Annotated in this window: 14 protein-coding genes; 11 read left to right on the forward strand and 3 right to left on the reverse strand. The window is 48.4% G+C overall.

The annotated features are described in order from the left end of the window. Nucleotides 1-73 precede the first annotated feature (73 nt). Complete coding sequence (locus NFHSH190041_RS04940; protein WP_261924185.1) at nucleotides 74-1441, forward strand: L-serine ammonia-lyase; 1368 nt, start codon at nucleotides 74-76, stop codon at nucleotides 1439-1441. Between the two features lie 431 nt (nucleotides 1442-1872). Further along, the gene (locus NFHSH190041_RS04945; protein ID WP_410010865.1) at nucleotides 1873-3180 is read left to right on the forward strand and encodes a dicarboxylate/amino acid:cation symporter; all 1308 of its coding nucleotides are present in this window, start codon (nucleotides 1873-1875) and stop codon (nucleotides 3178-3180) included. A gap of 64 nt (nucleotides 3181-3244) precedes the next feature. On the opposite strand, the gene NFHSH190041_RS04950 is transcribed toward NFHSH190041_RS04945, so the two are convergent. Beyond that, the gene (locus NFHSH190041_RS04950; protein ID WP_261924186.1) at nucleotides 3245-3658 is read right to left on the reverse strand and encodes an META domain-containing protein; all 414 of its coding nucleotides are present in this window, start codon (nucleotides 3656-3658) and stop codon (nucleotides 3245-3247) included. A 121-nt stretch (nucleotides 3659-3779) separates the two neighbouring features. After that, nucleotides 3780-4745: a GGDEF domain-containing protein gene (locus tag NFHSH190041_RS04955; protein WP_261924187.1), complete on the reverse strand. Its 966-nt coding sequence runs from the start codon at nucleotides 4743-4745 to the stop codon at nucleotides 3780-3782. Between the two features lie 115 nt (nucleotides 4746-4860). On the opposite strand from NFHSH190041_RS04955, the gene NFHSH190041_RS04960 reads away from it, so the two are divergent. From NFHSH190041_RS04960 to NFHSH190041_RS04970, 3 genes are read left to right on the forward strand one after another with little or no spacing between them, the layout of a single operon-like run. Continuing rightward, nucleotides 4861-5400 carry a GNAT family N-acetyltransferase gene (locus tag NFHSH190041_RS04960; RefSeq protein WP_261924188.1) on the forward strand — a complete coding sequence of 180 codons (540 nt, stop codon included), beginning with the start codon at nucleotides 4861-4863 and terminating at the stop codon, nucleotides 5398-5400. Nucleotides 5401-5439: 39 nt separating this feature from the next. Further along, on the forward strand, nucleotides 5440-7509 hold the full coding sequence (locus tag NFHSH190041_RS04965) for an EAL domain-containing protein (protein ID WP_261924189.1): 2070 nt from the start codon (nucleotides 5440-5442) through the stop codon (nucleotides 7507-7509). Then, nucleotides 7509-7877 carry a hypothetical protein gene (locus NFHSH190041_RS04970; protein ID WP_261924190.1) on the forward strand — a complete coding sequence of 123 codons (369 nt, stop codon included), beginning with the start codon at nucleotides 7509-7511 and terminating at the stop codon, nucleotides 7875-7877. The genes NFHSH190041_RS04965 and NFHSH190041_RS04970 overlap by 1 nt, the downstream gene beginning before the upstream one ends. Before the next feature lie 276 nt (nucleotides 7878-8153). On the opposite strand, the gene metK is transcribed toward NFHSH190041_RS04970, so the two are convergent. Beyond that, nucleotides 8154-9305, reverse strand: a complete 1152-nt coding sequence (metK, locus tag NFHSH190041_RS04975; protein ID WP_261924191.1) for a methionine adenosyltransferase — start codon at nucleotides 9303-9305, stop codon at nucleotides 8154-8156. Between the two features lie 495 nt (nucleotides 9306-9800). Here metK and tkt point away from each other — a divergent pair, with 495 nt between their 5' ends. From tkt to nhaD, 6 genes are all read left to right on the forward strand, one after another. Next, nucleotides 9801-11798 carry a transketolase gene (gene tkt, locus NFHSH190041_RS04980; protein WP_261924192.1) on the forward strand — a complete coding sequence of 666 codons (1998 nt, stop codon included), beginning with the start codon at nucleotides 9801-9803 and terminating at the stop codon, nucleotides 11796-11798. A 174-nt stretch (nucleotides 11799-11972) separates the two neighbouring features. Continuing rightward, nucleotides 11973-12986, forward strand: coding sequence for an erythrose-4-phosphate dehydrogenase (gene epd / locus NFHSH190041_RS04985; protein WP_261924193.1), 1014 nt, complete (start codon nucleotides 11973-11975; stop codon nucleotides 12984-12986). A gap of 73 nt (nucleotides 12987-13059) precedes the next feature. Next, on the forward strand, nucleotides 13060-14235 hold the full coding sequence (locus tag NFHSH190041_RS04990) for a phosphoglycerate kinase (protein WP_261924194.1): 1176 nt from the start codon (nucleotides 13060-13062) through the stop codon (nucleotides 14233-14235). 110 nt (nucleotides 14236-14345) lie between these two features. After that, nucleotides 14346-15413 (forward strand): class II fructose-bisphosphate aldolase, encoded by a 1068-nt coding sequence (gene fba, locus NFHSH190041_RS04995; protein ID WP_261924195.1) that lies wholly within the window; start codon nucleotides 14346-14348, stop codon nucleotides 15411-15413. A gap of 297 nt (nucleotides 15414-15710) precedes the next feature. Beyond that, a complete protein-coding gene (locus NFHSH190041_RS05000; RefSeq protein ID WP_410010866.1) occupies nucleotides 15711-16457 on the forward strand; it encodes a YdiY family protein in 747 nt (248 codons plus the stop codon). Between the two features lie 247 nt (nucleotides 16458-16704). Next, on the forward strand, nucleotides 16705-18177 hold the full coding sequence (nhaD, locus tag NFHSH190041_RS05005; protein ID WP_261924197.1) for a sodium:proton antiporter NhaD: 1473 nt from the start codon (nucleotides 16705-16707) through the stop codon (nucleotides 18175-18177). Nucleotides 18178-18401: the final 224 nt, after the last annotated feature.

Here is an 18401-nt window from a genome sequence, read left to right on the forward strand (position 1 = left end):
TTTACCAGATTTAACAGTTCCTAAGGATCGGGTTGTTTAATCCGATCCTTTATTATTTTTCGGGATGACATTTATGTTTAGTGCATTTGATATTTTTAAGATTGGCGTCGGCCCTTCCAGCTCCCATACTGTGGGACCGATGAAAGCTGCCAAAGAATTTATTGATGATCTGCGCAGCCAAGGAACACTGCGGGATATCACCCGAATCACCGTAGACGTATACGGGTCTTTATCGCTGACGGGTAAAGGACACCATACCGATATCGCCATCATTATGGGGTTGGGGGGAAATAGCCCTGAAACCGTTGATATTGAAGCAATTCCTGAGTTTATTCAGCGAGTGGAACAGACCGGCCGCCTGCCGGTAGGGCTGCATTGCCATACCGTAGATTTTCCTCTGGGTGCCTTGGTCTTTCACCCAGAAGCTCTGCCTTTGCATGAAAATGGCATGAAGATCCATGCCTGGATTGGTGAACAGTTGGCATACAGTAAAACCTACTACTCCATCGGGGGGGGATTTATTGTTGATGAAGAGCATTTTGGTAAAGAAGATGAGACAGAGTTGGCTGTCGCATATCCATTTCATAATGCCGAAGAATTGCTGTCCCAGTGTAAAGAGCATGGTCTGAGCATCAGCAAGTTGATGCTGGAAAATGAAAAGGCTTTCCGCAGTGAAGAGGAAATTTACTCAGGTTTTGGCCGGGTATGGAAAGTGATGCTTGAAGGGATTGAGCGTGGTTGCCATACCGAAGGTATTTTGGCCGGTCCTTTGAAAGTGCCGCGTCGTGCGCCAGCGCTTTATCGCCAGTTGGTGACCGGTGAACGTCTGTCTTCAGATCCTATGGTCATTATTGATTGGGTCAATATGTTTGCCTTAGCGGTGAGCGAAGAAAATGCCGCAGGTGGCCGGGTTGTCACTTCGCCAACCAATGGTGCCGCAGGCATTATTCCAGCAGTATTGGCGTATTTTGATAAATTTATCCACAGTGTGGGCCAGAAGGAATGCACTAAGTTTTATCTGGCGGCTGCGGCCATTGGGTCGTTGTATAAGCGCAATGCCTCAATCTCAGGTGCTGAAGTCGGTTGTCAGGGCGAAGTGGGCGTTGCTTGCTCCATGGCGGCGGCTGGTTTGGCGGAGCTAATGGGAGCAAGTCCTGCTCAGGTATGTATTGCTGCTGAAATTGGTATGGAACACAACCTAGGGCTGACCTGTGATCCAGTGGCCGGTCAGGTGCAGGTGCCTTGTATTGAACGTAATGCTATTGCGGCGGTAAAAGCAGTTAACTCTGCCCGGATGGCGATGCGTCGTAACAGTGAGCCGACTGTAAGTCTGGATAAAGTCATTGCCACCATGTATGAGACAGGTAAGGACATGCTACCGAAATACCGGGAGACCAGTCAGGGTGGCCTGGCGATTAAGGTACTAAACGTGTGCGATTGATCGCCTAATTTATGATGAAAAGCCTGGCCGTGTTGCTGGGCTTTTTTATGGGAGTGAAGCTTTAAAATTCAGTCTGGACTTATCTGGTTTGATCTGTCGCACTGGTAGTCAAATAGAGAAATAGGGTTGGATATGGCGCAAAAGGTGATAAAACGACCTTTCATGTCGCATTAATTTTAATGAATCATCAAAAAAACAGGCAATAATTTCAATATTCTATTGGCATATCTGGATTCATAGCCTCTGTGATCCGAATCAGACGGTGCAGATAAAGCATTATGCTAGACTGTCGCACCCGCAGATTATGCTGCGGTTGAGATAAGCCGGCACAGTTCGGTCTGCGATGTGGTACTCACCAAGGATGGGGTGAACCTCCTTTCAATAAATGAAATCAGGGTAAAATGATGAAGAAAACCTCCTTCCTCTCCCGGATGTTGGCACCACTTGGCCGACTCTGGAAACTTTGGATGTCAATTCCGCTTTGGCTGCAGATTCTTGTCGGTATGGTACTGGGGATAGGTGCCGGACTGGCATTGGGCGATCAGGCTACTTATTTAAAACCTATTGGCACTTTGTTCGTTAATACCATCAAAATGTTGATTGTGCCGCTGGTCTTCTGCTCTTTGATTGTTGGGGTAACCTCAATGCAGGATACCGCCAGAATGGGGCGTATCGGCTTTAAATCATTTGGCTTCTATCTGGGCACGACCTCCATTGCGATTTCAGTGGGGTTGCTGGTTGGCTACATTATGAAGCCAGGTGCCGGGGTGCACATTACGGCTGAACACGCCGTTGCCAAGGTGCAACAAGCGCCATCGGTAATGGATACATTAATCAATATTGTCCCTACAAACCCTGTGGCCGCATTGGCGAATGGCCAAATCCTGCAAGTAATTGTATTTGCAGTGGCGCTGGGCATTGCTTTGGTGTTGATTGGCGACCATGGTAAGCCTGCGGTACGACTGTTTGAGAGTTTGGCTGAGGCCATGTACAAGCTGACGGATATGGTGATGAAAGGTGCACCATATGGGGTTTTTGGTCTGATGGCTTGGGTGGCTGGTGAATATGGCATTGAAATGTTGATGCCGTTAATTAAAGTGATCATTGCTGTCTATATCGGTTGTATCCTGCATGTGGTGGGTTTTTACAGCTTGATTCTGAAGGTGTTTGCTGGACTGTGTCCGCTGCAGTTTTTTAAGGGGATCAGCAATGCAATGGCTGTGGCATTTACCACCTCAAGCTCAGCAGGTTCTTTGCCTGCCAGTATGAAGTGTGCCAGTGAGTATCTGGGCGTTAACAAGAAGATTTCCAGTTTCGTACTGCCCTTAGGCACCACGATTAATATGGATGGTACGGCCTTATACCAAGGGGTGACTGCCTTATTTGTGGCTCAGGCATTTGGGATTGATTTAACTTGGGTAGATTACCTGACCATTATTTTAACCGCGACTTTGGCTTCTATTGGTACAGCTGGTGTGCCGGGGGCGGGTTTGGTCATGTTGACTCTGGTGCTGACGACGGTCGGATTGCCATTGGAAGGGGTCGCCTTGATTGCTGGTATTGACCGTATCTTGGATATGGCTCGCACCGTGGTGAATGTGTCTGGTGATTTAGTGGCAACAACCGTGATTGCTAAATCAGAAAATGAACTGGATGAAGAGCACTACAATGCAGATATGGAGCAGAGTGTATTGATTGCTGAGCAGAATGAAGCGGCAGAAAACAGCGCTGCTGGGTAAGATAATATAGGATAACATAATAAAAAACCGCCTGAGGGCGGTTTTTTTATTACTGAAATAAGCGTTAAAGTTTGGTCAGCGTCAGCAGCACTTTACCATTTTCCCCTTTCAGCTCCAGAATACCTTGATTCATTTGCGCTGTTTGCACCATAGGCATTGCCTGGTTGACCATTTGCTCTTGAGCCATCAGAGCGTCAACGCAGGCTTTCATTGTTGTGCCACCTGGATTTAGGGTAAGTTTGTCACCTTGTAAACTGTATTGGCCGAAGAAGTTATTACAGCTATTGTTGCCTGATAATTTACCATCGGCGGCAAAGTTCAGTTCAGCAGGACTGTAATCAACGGTTGGTTGTCCCATTACGGACTCAATTTTCCAGTTACCAACCAATTGCAGTGGCGCAGAGGGAGATTGTTGAGCACTTTGACAACCGGCCAGCGCAGCCAGCATAGTGCCGACCAGTAAGGTTTTTTTAATCATGTCTGGGTTCCAAAAATACTTCGATGGCATAGTGTGACAAGTTTGCTGATAAAGCAAAAGCGGATTTTTCTATAATTAATCACTCTGTTACCACATTTTTGATGCACATTTTGCTAGCTGGTTAACCCTGTTTTGCCAGTGTTGCTATAGGTTTATGCCGCAAGGGATGGCTGGAGAGTTGTTGTTTCACTTCAGCCATGACGTCAGTGAGGCGGGTCTGGCTACCTGGTTGAAAATAATGGCTGGCACAGTTGAGTGCTAAGCCTTCTTCCAGCGCATCGAGCTGACGTTTAATTCGGCTGAGCATAATGTTGAGATCAGACTCGGCATAGACAAAGGCTAATACGATAAATTGTTGGGGCGAGTCGTGCGCTACGATATCGGCAGCCCGAACTGCACTTTGTAGTAGGTTTCCCAGTAGTGCATGATGACGGTCACTGATATTATCACTGGGCAGTAATTCAAACATCATCACACCGGCATTAGCCCCAAAACGCCGCCCCAAACTTAATTGGCGTGGTGCCATCATAATAAAACCATAGTGATTGAGCATGCCGGTTTTGGCTTCTCGCATTGATAGCGCCTCAATGCGGTGGCTTTGGCACAGTAGAGATAAGTCCTGTTGCAAAAGTAGCTGGAAAGGTTCAATCATCTCCGCTGTCATTCCGGTATCGTCATTGATTTCCGGTTGTAGTACGCAGAGAAAACCAAAATGTTCACCATCAGGCCAAATCAGTGGCCGAACAATTAACGGTATTGCTTCTTGATTAGGTGTCACGTCCGTTTCTTGAGTTAACTGCGGTGCTGCATAACGAACTGGATTTGCATGTGGAAATTGCTGTTGTATCTGGCGCATGATGGGATTGTTTGCTGCTAGCAATGTACCGGCTGTGTAGCACTGCGATGATCCATCAGGGGGCGTTACTATGATTTCATTCCCTTGTGATGTGGTTTGTATCACCAGCACATCACGGGCGTGGAAATAACGTTTCAGCAGGGCGCACTGATTGACCCAGCGAACCAGATCTAACTGAATATGGGTGTATTCCAGTACGCTGATCCCGGTATTGATAGTATCTGGCAGCATAGTGAATCCCTACATGGCTGAAAGGTTTCACTAAGTGTGGGTGGGGGGGCTGATTTTCGCAAATAGCGGTAACAAGCTTGTTATAATTGCTGCTTTAATTCAGCGGATACACTGTGTGATAGAAATTTCAGCTGCGCAAACGCATGATATTGCGGCGCTTGTTGCCCTTGAGAAAACTTACCTTAATGATGAATTGTCGTCTGGCAGCGAAATGTTAGAAGGGGCGGCGTTGTCTCGCCAAGATTTCGAGCAATTGATACGTCAGGGACTGATTGCGGTAGCGCGTGATACCAGGTGTACAACCCCTTTGGCAATTATTGGTTATGCCGTCACTGGGCCATGGCAATTTTTCCAGCAGTGGCCACTTTATCGCAGAGCACTACAGCATAGCCATCAAGCTGGGATCCGTAGCGATAATAGTTGTCAATATGGTCCTGTGTGGGTCAATGAACAGTATCGGCGGCAGGGAATATGTCGAGCATTGCAGCAGTGGTTGGCTAGCCAGTTACGGGGCCGGTATCAGAGTATGCTGACGTTGATCGCTGAGGCGAATGAAGGGTCTTTTATTGCTCATACCCGCCACGGTGATATGCAAGTGATTGATTTTATGGATTATGAAGATAGGGGTTATTATTTGCTGCAGTATCGAATGTAATCCCAGTGTGGGAGGGTAAAACGCTATAGCTAAGGCTTGTTGGTTGTTTTTATTTTGGTTTCTCGGGCGTATGATATTATTTTTCTCTCCCAGACCATCATCATGCGAGCTTATGTGCAACTCAGTGGCAACCGCTTTTTTCTGGCTGCCAGAGAATCGTTTGTCGCCCTGCTGCCGTTTATTTTAATTAGCTCCAGTGTTGCACTGCTGCAGGTTTTATTGCAGCAGTGTTTCCCGGCATTGCAGGGGAGTACTTTTGCCCAGGAATTGGACAGTTTTAGTCTGACATTGTCCATGTTGTTTCCTCTGCTAGCGATGGTGTCCTTGTCCATCCATTTTGGTAAATATCTGAGTCTTTCCGGGCTGACTGTTGTGACACTGTCGCTGATGGTGTTATTGGCTATCCATGCCCATATTCATCCTGACAGTAGTTTTGCCGATTATGCCCGGGAAGTGATTAACGATCCTAAAGCGATACTGTTACCCGTTGCGGCTGCTTATATATTGCATTGGCTTCAGGCGGCTAAGTGGCTAAAGTTGCCGGGAAACCATGGTCTGAATGCCTATCTGGCTGAGCATTTGGATTTGTTGCTGCCAACGGTTGTGGGCTTTATCTTATTAATGGCTGTCACCATTCTATGTGCTTGGGTGGCGGATGCCGGAGAAGCGTTATTTCGCTTGTTTTTGTCTCACCTTGGTGCGGCCGGTCAGTTGCTCTGTATGGGTTTGCTACGAGGGCTGCTGTGGAGTGTCGGGATCCATGGCGACAGTGTGTATATGCTATTTCCTAAAGTGATAGAACAGATGCCTCAGGTTGCAACCGGGCTGAATAACCGCAATCTAGTCGATCTGTTTGCCGGTATCGGTGGCAGTGGTGCAACCCTGTCACTGCTGCTGGCGATTTTCTGGCGGGGACGGGGACATGGGCTTCGAGTTGCCCGGGTATCACTGCCATTTTCAATTTTTAATATCAATGAGCCATTATTATATGGCTTACCTGTGGCCTTTAACCCCAGATTATTGTTGCCGTTTCTGTTGTTACCTTGTCTGAATATGCTGTTGGTGTATGCCGCGTTGTCATTTGGCTGGTTGCAGTTTAATGGGCAGGCTTTTCCTTGGGTGACGCCCCCCTTACTGAATGCCTGGATCAGTAGCCAAAGCATCGGGGTTGTTGCATTCCAAGCCGGTCTAATTTTATTAGGCGTGTTGGTGTATGCGCCATTTATCCGTTATGCCAATTGGCAGGATGACTGGGGACAAGGTGCCGATTATTTGGCCACCAGGCTGGGTTTAAAAGCGGATATGGCTCGTCAGTCAGAAGCGGGCTATTTTGCCGCGCAGTCGGTGTCATTACAGCAGGCTGATGACAGCAGTAAAATTATCGAGCGGGTATTGGCGGGTGAATTGCAGGTACATTATCAGCCAAAACTGGCACTGGATAATGGTCATGTGGTGGGATTTGAAGCGTTATTGCGGCTAAAAGAACCCGATGGCCGTATGAGTGGGCCATTTTTTATCGATACGTTTCAACAAGCCGGTTATGCCTTTATTTTGGATCGGTTTGTGATTGAAACTGTTGCTGGGGCGCTACAACAGTGGCAAAAGCAGCAGTTTTATCCCACGGTATCCATCAACCTAGATCCTCACAGTTTACTGGGAGAACAAGTATTACCCTGGTTGGAAAGCCAACTGGGGGCAATGGCGAAACAGGTGGAAATTGAGATTTTGGAAACTGCCTTTATTGGTGATGTGGCCAAAGTTAACGCCAATATTGACCGGTTGCGTGCGCTTGGTTTTCGTTTTTTACTGGATGATTTCGGCACCGGTTATTCCAGTTTAGGGTTACTGACCAAAATTCATCTTGATGGGGTTAAATTAGATCGCAGCATTTTAACCCGCATCAGTGAGGATAAAGGTGGGTTACTGTATCGGCAAATATGTAGTTTGTGTCTTAGCCAAGGTTTGGCTTTGGTGGCCGAAGGGGTGGAAACAGAAACTGAGGAGCAGTTTGTCCGGGGTGCTGGCGTTGATGTGGTGCAGGGGTGGCGTTATGCCAAGGCCATGCCTGCAGAAGATGCACGAACTTATATGTTAAACAGGAATGGCTAATGAAACCAAGTTCTGCCAGTGAGTTGCTGGCGCCTTATCAATCACTGCAACTATCTGCCTGGGATAATCTCCGTTTAGCCGCCAGTGTGCTCAGTCTTGCCGGGCTGTCTTACCAGACAATGCAGGTGGTGGTGAGTCATGCCGCGAGTACTGATGAGGCGATGCCACAAAAGCCTCGATATTGGCTTAAATGTGGTGATGAATTGCTAGATTGTGGCCGCATTAATGATTATGCCGCCAGTATGGCATGGCTGACATCGACGCCAACGTTGAGTGAGTGCCAGCAGCTTGCGGTCAGTGTCTTGGATCTGGAGCGAATCGCGTTATTGTGTATGCAGAGCGCTCATTTTGATCATTGTGCTTTTTAAATATGGCTCTGGGGGGCGTTTTAAGCGCTGCAGTTTTGATGGTGTGAGATTGAGCGTGGGTGACGCAAGCTTGGGTAAAAATAGCGAGAAAAGCGTGTCTATGATGGCTGGTTACTGCGACTTAAATAGGCGGATAAAGATGTCTAACAGATTAATTTGTTGATAGATAATATCTGATATGTTCCCAAGTCAATCTGTCAGTGACCTGAGCAATAAAAAAACCGCCTTAAAGGCGGCTTTTTTATTAATGCGGTCGATATGACCGCAATTAATGCATTACAGACCGGCGTCAGCGCGCAGTGCTTCAGCTTTGTCAGTGCGTTCCCATGGGAACTCATCACGACCGAAGTGACCGTAAGCGGCGGTAGCCTGATAGATTGGGCGAGCCAGATCCAGCATTTCACGCAGGCCGTATGGACGCAGGTCGAAGTGACGACGAACCAGATCAACCAGCAGAGCTTCAGCAACTTTAGCAGTGCCGAAGGTTTCAACACTGATAGAGGTTGGCTCAGCCACACCAATAGCGTAAGACACTTGGATTTCACAACGCTCAGCCAGACCAGCAGCAACGATGTTCTTCGCTACATAACGGGCAGCGTAAGCCGCACTACGGTCAACTTTTGATGGGTCTTTACCAGAGAAAGCACCACCACCGTGACGTGCCATACCACCGTAAGTATCTACGATGATCTTACGGCCAGTCAGACCACAGTCACCCATAGGACCGCCGATAACGAAACGGCCAGTTGGGTTGATAAAGAATTTAGTTTCTTTATTCAGCCACTGAGAAGGCAGAACAGGTTTGATGATGGTTTCCATCACGCCTTCAACCAGATCTTTTTGGCTGATTTCTTCACTGTGCTGAGTAGACAGTACCACAGCATCAATGCCAGTGACTTTGCCATCTTCATAGGCGAAAGTTACCTGGGATTTTGCATCTGGACGCAGCCAAGGCAGGATGCCTTCTTTACGTACTTCAGATTGACGCTTCACCAGTGCGTGAGCATAGGTGATAGGTGCTGGCATCAGCACGTCAGTTTCGTTGCTGGCGTAACCGAACATCAGACCTTGGTCACCGGCACCCTGTTCTTTAGGGTCAGCACGGTCAACACCTTGGTTGATGTCTGGAGATTGCTTGCCAATAGCGCTCAGTACGGCGCATGAGTTGGCATCAAAGCCCATATCGGAATGGATATAACCAATTTCGCGAATGGTTTTACGGGTCAGTTCTTCAATATCAACCCATGCAGTGGTGGTTACTTCGCCACCAACCATCACCATACCGGTCTTTACATAGGTTTCACAGGCTACGCGGGCCTTAGGGTCTTGAGCCAGAATCGCGTCCAATACTGCATCAGAAATTTGGTCAGCGATTTTATCTGGATGTCCTTCTGAGACAGACTCAGAGGTAAACAAGTGCTTTGCCATATCGGGAAAAATCTCGTTTTGAATGTAAAAATCTGTGTGGACATCTACCTATAAACGTGTAGATGCATCTCCATCTAGACGGCTATTCTAGTTTAATTCCTGCCGGTAATCATCCCCCGAATATTAATTTTCCCTGAGATTGTGACCTACCGGGAATTTTCACTGTGAAAGCTAATTTGTTTATTCCTTATTTATTAATGCCTTAACTGGATTTTAGGTGAGTGAGCTGGGTGTGTTAATCCGTAACAGTGGAAATACGGCTGGCAATATTTGTTGGCAGAAAAAATTCACACTTGGACGGGCAAAGGGTTAATGCGACGCAATTTAATTTGCGTCTGGCTGTATACATGGGAGAAAATACGCGACCACATCAGGACAGTCCCAGCAGGGACATCTATGGAGCACCATCTCATTTTGCAGGTATTGTTGTGGCGGCGAACAGGACGCACGGCCGGACAAAATGAAATGGTGTTTCAACAATAAGCAGGAGAGAGCATGTCTTCCCGTAAAGTACTCGCTAACGCTATCCGTGTGTTAAGTATGGATGCCGTTCAAAAAGCCAACTCAGGACACCCTGGCGCACCTATGGGTATGGCGGATATTGCCGAAGTTCTTTGGCGTGATCATCTGAAACATAACCCAGTTAACCCACAATGGGCCGACCGTGACCGGTTTATCCTGTCAAATGGCCATGGCTCAATGCTGATTTACTCCCTGCTGCACCTGACAGGTTATGACCTGTCCATTGACGATTTGAAAAACTTCCGTCAGCTGCACTCCAAAACCCCAGGCCACCCAGAATACGGTTATGCCCCAGGTGTCGAAACCACAACTGGCCCACTGGGTCAGGGCATCACCAATGGTGTTGGTATGGCGCTGGCAGAAAAAGTGCTGGGCGCTCAATTTAACCGTGACGGTCATAATGTGGTGGATCACCATACTTATGTCTTTATGGGCGACGGTTGTTTGATGGAAGGGGTTTCCCATGAGGCCTGCTCTTTGGCGGGTACCTTGGGGCTGGGCAAACTGATCGCGTTTTGGGATGACAATGGCATCTCTATTGACGGTCATGTTGAAGGTTGGTTCAGCGATGATACTCCAGGCCGCTTTGAGGCGTATGGCTGGCATGTGATCCGTGATGTTGACGGTCATGACGCGGATGCAATCAATGCTGCCATTATTGCCGCGAAGGCGGAAACCAATAAGCCAACATTGATCTGTACCAAGACTATTATCGGTTTTGGCTCACCAAACAAATCTGGCAGTCATGACTGCCATGGTGCGCCACTGGGTGATGCGGAAATTGCTGCAGCTCGTGAGTTCCTTGGTTGGAGTCAAGGGCCATTTGATATCCCTGCTGATATTTATGCGCAATGGGATGCCAAAGCTGCAGGCCAGCAGGCTGAAACTGCTTGGGACAGCAAATTTGCGGCTTACGCGGCAGCATACCCTGAGTTGGCCGCTGAGTTAAAACGCCGTCTGAGCGGTGAGCTGCCAGCTGACTTTGCTGTAAAAGCACAAGCTTACATCGAAGATTTGCAGGCAAACCCTGCGAATATCGCGTCACGTAAGGCATCGCAAAATGCACTGGGTGCATTTGGTAAACTGCTGCCAGAGTTTTTAGGTGGTAGTGCGGATTTGGCGCCATCTAACCTGACTATGTATGCTGATTCTAAGTCTATTACGCCGGAAGATGCGTCAGGAAACTACCTGCACTATGGTGTACGTGAATTTGGTATGACTGCCATCATTAATGGTATCGCTCTGCACGGTGGTTTTGTACCTTATGGTGCAACCTTCCTGATGTTTATGGAATATGCCCGCAATGCGATGCGTATGGCGGCATTGATGAAGGTGCAGAATATCCAAGTCTATACCCATGACTCTATCGGTCTGGGTGAAGATGGTCCGACTCACCAGCCAGTCGAGCAGATTGCATCGCTGCGTCTGACACCGAATATGAGCACGTGGCGTCCATGTGATCAGGTTGAGTCTGCTATCGCTTGGAAGTTTGCCATTGAGCGTAAAGATGGTCCGACAGCGCTGATCTTCTCCCGTCAGAATCTGACTCAGATGCCACGCAGTGCTGAGCAGTTGGCTGCAGTAGAGAAAGGTGGTTATATCCTGGTGGATTGTGACGGTACCCCAGAAGCCATCATTATCGCCACTGGCTCAGAAGTTGAACTGGCAGTAAAAGCTCAGGCTGAACTGACTGCGGCTGGTCGTCGGGTGCGGGTAGTGTCTATGCCATCAACCGATCGCTTTGATCTGCAAGATGCAGCTTATAAAGAAGCGGTATTGCCAGTAGCCGTGACTGCCCGGGTAGCCGTGGAAGCCGGTATTGCTGATTATTGGTACAAGTATGTGGGACTGAACGGCCGTATTATCGGTATGACCAGCTTTGGTGAATCTGCGCCAGCCGGTCAGCTGTTTGAAATGTTTGGCTTTACCGTTAACCATGTCGTTGATGCAACAAAGAGCGTTTTGGCTTGAGTTAACAATTCAACTAAGTAGTTGATGATGCAAATGCTAATCTGTGTTGAAATAGCGCACGGATAACATCAGGCGGCTTACCCTGACTTGTCGGGGTAAGCCGTTGTTGCATTAATACCCTGTGAATAACCAGATACGGGGGCTGTGTTCACAGGAAGGGGGCATAACAGCAAGATGATTCGGGTTGCAATTAATGGTTACGGTCGTATAGGCCGGGCGGTACTCAGGGCGTTATATGAGTCGCAGCGCCGACACCAAATTCAGATTGTTGCCATCAATGAACTGGCCAGCCCAGATGCCATAGCCCACTTAACTCGCTACGACACCACTCATGGGCGTTTTCACTTGCCGGTCAGCCTGACTCAGGGGGGGCTGCAGGTAGGGCAAGACAGTATCGCCTTGCTGCATGAAGCCGATGCTTCAGCGCTTCCCTGGGATAAATACCGGGTGGATATTGTGCTGGAATGTACCGGGATATTAACCGACAGAGCCCAGTGCAGTGCACATTTAACCGCGGGTGCGCGCAAAGTGCTTATCAGCCACCCCGCTTCTGCTGATGTCGATGCCACCATTGTTTATGGCGTTAACCATTCATCCCTTCTTGCTCACCATACCCTTGTTTCCAATGCTTCCTGTACCACCAATTGCCTTGTGCCCGTTATTGATGTGCTCGACAGAGCTTTTGGGGTGAAAAGCGGCGCCATTACCACCATACATGCGGCCATGAACGATCAGCCGGTGATTGATGCTTTTCACGATGACTTGCGCCGTACCCGGGCAGCAGGGCAGTCAATTATTCCTGTGGATACCAAGCTGGCACGGGGTATTGAGCGCATTTTGCCCCATATGCGCAATAAATTTGAAGCCATTTCGGTGCGGGTACCGACAGTGAATGTCACCGCGATTGATTTGTCTGTCACCTTGGATGCAAGAGTCGATATCGACACGGTAAACCGTGAATTAAAAGCCCAGGCCAGCGGCCGCTATGCCGGCATAGTGGCCTACACACAGGCGCCTTTGGTGTCTTGTGATTTCAACCATGATCCCCACTCTTGCACTGTTGATGCGACCCAGACCCGGGTCAGTGATGGCCATTTGGCTAAGCTGCTGCTCTGGTGCGATAACGAATGGGGCTTTGCCAACCGGATGTTGGATACCGCACTGGCTATGAGCCAGGCCGGAGAATAAAACAATTTTTTCAGAGCTGCCGCGGCGGCTCTTTAAGTTAATTTTGTATTTACCATTTAAGGAAGTAGCTGTTATGGCAATTATCAAAATGTCTGATCTGGATCTGCAAGGTAAGCGCGTACTTATCCGTGAAGATCTTAATGTACCGGTAAAAGACGGTGTGGTGACTAGTGATGCACGTCTGCGTGCTTCATTACCCACTATCCGTTTGGCGTTGGAGAAAGGCGCGGCAGTGATGGTGATGTCCCACTTGGGACGACCAACTGAAGGCGAATTTAATGCTGAATTTTCTTTGCAACCTGTGGTGAATTATCTGGCTCAGGCATTGGACTGCCCTGTTCGTCTGGCGACAGATTATCTTGATGGGGTTGAGGTTGCTCCCGGTGAAGTGGTGGTGTTTGAAAACGTTCGCTTCAACAAAGGCGAGAAGAAAAATGATGAAGCACTAGCTAAGAAAATGGCGGCGCTGTGTGATGTCTATGTGATGGATGCTTTTGGTACCGCTCACCGCGCCCAAGCATCTACCCATGGTGTGGGGATGTTTGCGCCCGTGGCCTGTGCCGGCCCTTTGTTGGCAGCAGAGCTGGACGCACTGGGCAAAGCTATGGATAATCCCGCCCGTCCGCTGGTTGCTATTGTTGGTGGCTCTAAGGTATCGACCAAACTGACGGTACTGGAAAGCTTGTCTGGTATTGTGGATCAGTTGGTTGTGGGTGGCGGTATTGCTAACACCTTTATTGCTGCGGCCGGTCATCAGGTGGGTAAATCCCTTTATGAAGCTGACCTTATCGATGAAGCTAAGCGTCTGGTAGACAATGCCCAGCGTCGTGGTGCGGATATCCCGGTACCCACTGATGTTGTTGTTGGTAAGGAATTTAGTGCTGATGCCGTTGCCACACTTAAGCCTGTGGCTGACGTTGCTGCCGATGATATGATTTTTGATATTGGCCCGGACAGCGCCAATGTGCTGGCAGAGATCATTGCCAAAGCAGGCACCATCGTCTGGAATGGCCCGGTTGGGGTATTTGAATTTGATCAATTTGGTGATGGCACCAAGCGCATTGCCCAAGCGATTGCAGATGCCAATGCATTTTCTATTGCCGGCGGTGGTGATACGCTAGCCGCTGTAGATAAGTATGATATTGCAGAGAAAATTTCTTATATCTCTACTGGCGGCGGAGCATTCTTAGAGTTCCTGGAAGGTAAGGAGCTGCCTGCGGTAGCCATGTTACAGGCCCGCGGTGAATAACCCCTGCTACTTGAAACAATAATAAGGGCCGGCCATTGAGCCGGCCTATTGATGGATTGATGAATTTAAAATGGTGATAAACCTATCACCTCACTTATTTGGAGCAGAAAATGGCCTTAATTTCCCTACGACAACTGTTGGATCATGCCGCAGAGCATGGCTATGGTGTACCGGCATTTAACGTCAATAACTTAGAGCAGATGCGTGCCATTATGCAGGCCGCTGAAGCGACTGACAGCCCGGTTATCGTACAGGCATCAGCCGGTGCCCGTAAGTACGCCCGTCCACAGTTTTTGAAGTATTTGATGACAGCGGCGCTGGAGCAGTATCCAGATATCCCTGTCTGTATTCACCAAGATCACGGGACTCACCCTGATGTGTGCCAGCGTTCAATCCAGCTGGGCATGAGTTCAGTGATGATGGATGGCTCGCTGATGGCAGACGGTAAAACGCCGGCTTCTTATGATTACAACGTTGATGTTACCCGTAAGACAGTTGCGTTTGCCCATGCTTGTGGGGTATCCGTTGAAGGTGAAATCGGCTGCTTGGGCAGCCTTGAAACCGGTAAGGCCGGTGAAGAAGATGGTATTGGTGCTGAAGGTACACTGAGCCATGATCAGATGCTGACCAGCCCAGAAGAAGCGGCCCGCTTTGTGGCGGATACCCATGTGGATGCATTAGCGATTGCTATCGGTACCAGCCATGGTGCTTACAAGTTCAGCCGCAAGCCTACCGGCGATGTGCTGCGTATTGACCGCATTAAAGAAATCCATGCCCGTATTCCTAATACCCACTTAGTGATGCATGGCAGCTCTTCTGTGCCGCAGGAGTGGCTGAAAATCATTAACCAATATGGTGGTGATATTCCAGAAACCTATGGTGTGCCGCTGGAAGAGATCGTTGAAGGCATTAAGCACGGGGTGCGCAAGGTTAATATCGATACCGACCTACGTTTGGCCTCCACTGGGGCGATTCGCCAGTTTCTGGCCGAGCACCCAAGTGAGTTTGATCCGCGCAAATTCCTGAAGGCATCTATGGATGCGATGGCGGGGATCTGTACCGAGCGTTATGATGCATTTGGCTGCGCGGGGATGGGGTCAAAAATCAAGCCTCTGTCACTGCAGGCCATGTATAAGCGTTATCAGACCGGTGAGCTGGATCCTCAGATCAACTACTGATGCAATGTTGAGGCTGAAACGGTACCTACAGTTACAGCCTTTAATATGATTAAAAAAGCCCGCTGATGCGGGTTTTTTATTGCTTTAAATTCAGGCTGTTTAAGGAAAGCATAGTGGTTTCAACACATCATTATTGTCCTGCAGGCTATACAGAACCGTGTTGCTAATGTTGATGTAATTTGTTGAATTAATGTGCTGTGTTGGTTTTAATGGCTGCCATTGATAGCAAAGGACATGGTGATATTGATGCAATGGATAAGCGGGAATAGAGGGCCGGGACAGTCGGTTTTTGGGGCGATGTTATTGGGCGTGAGTGGATTAGGGCTGCTATCCGGCGGTGCGATAGCTGCTGATGATTTTGTACCAGGCGATAAGATTTTTAGTGGTGATGCTGAATTGGGCGGTACGCTGACCACAGGGAATAGCAAGAGTGCTTCGATAAAGGGCCGATTGGATATGAAGCATGAGTTAGGGCAGTGGGAAAATAAATACTTGCTTGAAGCCCTATACAGTGAAAATGATGATGGTGACAGTGAAGATAGTACGGTGACGCAAACCTATCAGGCCGGTATTCAAGGAAATTATCGTTTTGATCCCCGCCGCTATTTGTTTGCTAACGGCAATTATTTCCGTGACCCTTCTACCGGCTATAACTACACAGTGACCACAGCATTGGGATATGGTCATCGGTTGCATCACAGTGATAATGCTTTTATTGATGTGGAAATTGGCCCAGGTTATCAATATCAGCGGCTGATTGGGGCCGAAGCGGCAACGAGCGGCGTGAACTCAGAGGACAGCTTAGTGTTACACAGCGTGCTGGCAATGGAATACCAGATTGCTGAAGGATCGGTTTTAAAGCAGAAATTTACTGCAGATTACGGCGATAAAATTTTAGCGCGTTCTGAAAGTGCGATTACCGCGCGGATTATCGGGGCGTTGCGGATGAAGTTTGCCGTGACCGTCAGGTATGACGATCAACCGTTGGCGGGTAAAAAAAGTACTGATACGGAAACGACTATGACGCTGTTGTATGGGTTCTAACTGTTTTTAGTGGAAAATCGGTGCCTTGATTCGGTGCTTTGATAAGGAATAAGAGTTCAGCGTTTTTTATCAATGTAACATGTTGATACTCTTGTTGCTGCACACCTGTTTTAATAGCGTAAATATAAGGTAATTATTAATTATTTTTAACTTAATGATGTTCATCACCCTGTCCCCGGTCATGTTTGTTGCGGGGTTACTGTGGTAGCGTGACGCCCCTGATTTAAAGGGGGAGTCCCACAAGTTTATGAACTTAGCTGTTTTTTCGTCCGCCCGCCCTCGGGCTGGACGTATGCTGGCGTTTCTCGCTGCACTAATCTCATTATGCTGTCTGCCGGGCACTGCCTTGGCAGCAGAACACACTCCAGTCAATATGACGGCTATGCCAGCGGGTATTATCGCCCTTGCACTGTTTGTGCTGGCCTATGTGATGGTGATTGGCGAAGAAAAGCTGCATATCCAGAAGTCTAAGCCGGTACTGCTGGCTGCTGGCCTTATCTGGGGTCTGATCGGCCTGACTTACAGCGGTATTAATCAGTCTGAAATGGCTGAAGCGGCTTTTCGTCACAACCTGTTAGAGTATGCCGAGCTGTTTTTGTTCCTGATGGTGGCGATGACCTATATCAATGCCATGGAAGAGCGCGGCCTGTTTGATGCGTTACGCGGCTGGATCATTAACCGGGGACTGACTCTACGTCAGGTATTCTGGCTGACCGGTTTTATGGCTTTTTTCATTTCGCCTGTGGCAGATAACCTGACAACAGCGCTATTGATGTGTGCCGTGGTGATGAAAGTGGGTAAAGGTTACCCCAAATTTATTGCCATGGCCTGTATCAATATTGTGGTTGCGGCTAATGCGGGTGGTGCCTTCAGTCCATTTGGTGATATCACCACACTGATGGTATGGCAAAAAGGTGTGGTGCAGTTTGGTCAGTTCTTTGACCTGTTTGTACCATCCCTGCTGAACTTTGCCGTGCCGGCATTCATTATGAGTTTGTTTATTGGCAGCCATAAACCTCAGGCTGAAAATGAACAGATCTTTATGAAGCGTGGTGCGCGTCGTATCGTTGTGCTATTCCTGCTGACTATCTGCTGTGCCGTATTGGCTCACTCTGTACTGGGTATGCCACCGGTACTGGGGATGATGTTTGGTCTGGGTCTGCTGCAGTTTTTCGGTTTCTACCTGCGCCGCAGCTTTGATAAGGCTCGTGATCAACAGTTGGCTACGGCTCAGGCGCAAGGGAATAATACCTTGGTCGCTGAGCTGCAATCCCGTCAACCATTCAATATTTTCAGCCGCATAGCCTTAGTGGAATGGGATACCATGCTGTTCTTCTACGGGGTGATGTTGTGTGTTGGTGGTCTTGGCTTTATGGGCTATCTGGCTGTGGTTTCACACGTGATGTATGAGCACTGGAATATCACTTGTGCTAACGTGGTTGTCGGTGTGTTGTCCTCTGTGATTGATAATATTCCGGTGATGTTTGCTATTTTGACCATGGATCCTGTGATGAGTCACGGCCAATGGCTGCTGGTGACCATGACTGCAGGTGTCGGTGGTAGTCTGTTATCTATCGGTAGTGCTGCGGGTGTGGCATTGATGGGGCAGGCCAGAGGGGTATATACCTTTGCCTCGCATCTGAAATGGACGCCTGCGATTGCTTTGGGCTATATCGTCAGTATCTTGGCGCATATGTGGATGAATGCCAGTCTGTTTTAAGTCCTTCTCATCAGACCAGTAAGAGATTATCTGCTGTTTAACTTGATGAGATAAAAGGATTTATTTCAAGCTGGGGGCTAATGCCTGTGATTTTCAGGTGATTTGACCCCCAGCTTGATGATTTTTGCAAACCTGTTCACGCTTCCGGCGTTTATTGCCCAGTCTTTTTTTACCTGCCGTTATACTAGGCATCTATCATCTATTCAGAGAATTCAACAAATGCA

The organism is Shewanella sp. NFH-SH190041 (assembly GCF_024363255.1).
Classification (GTDB): Bacteria; Pseudomonadota; Gammaproteobacteria; order Enterobacterales; family Shewanellaceae; genus Shewanella.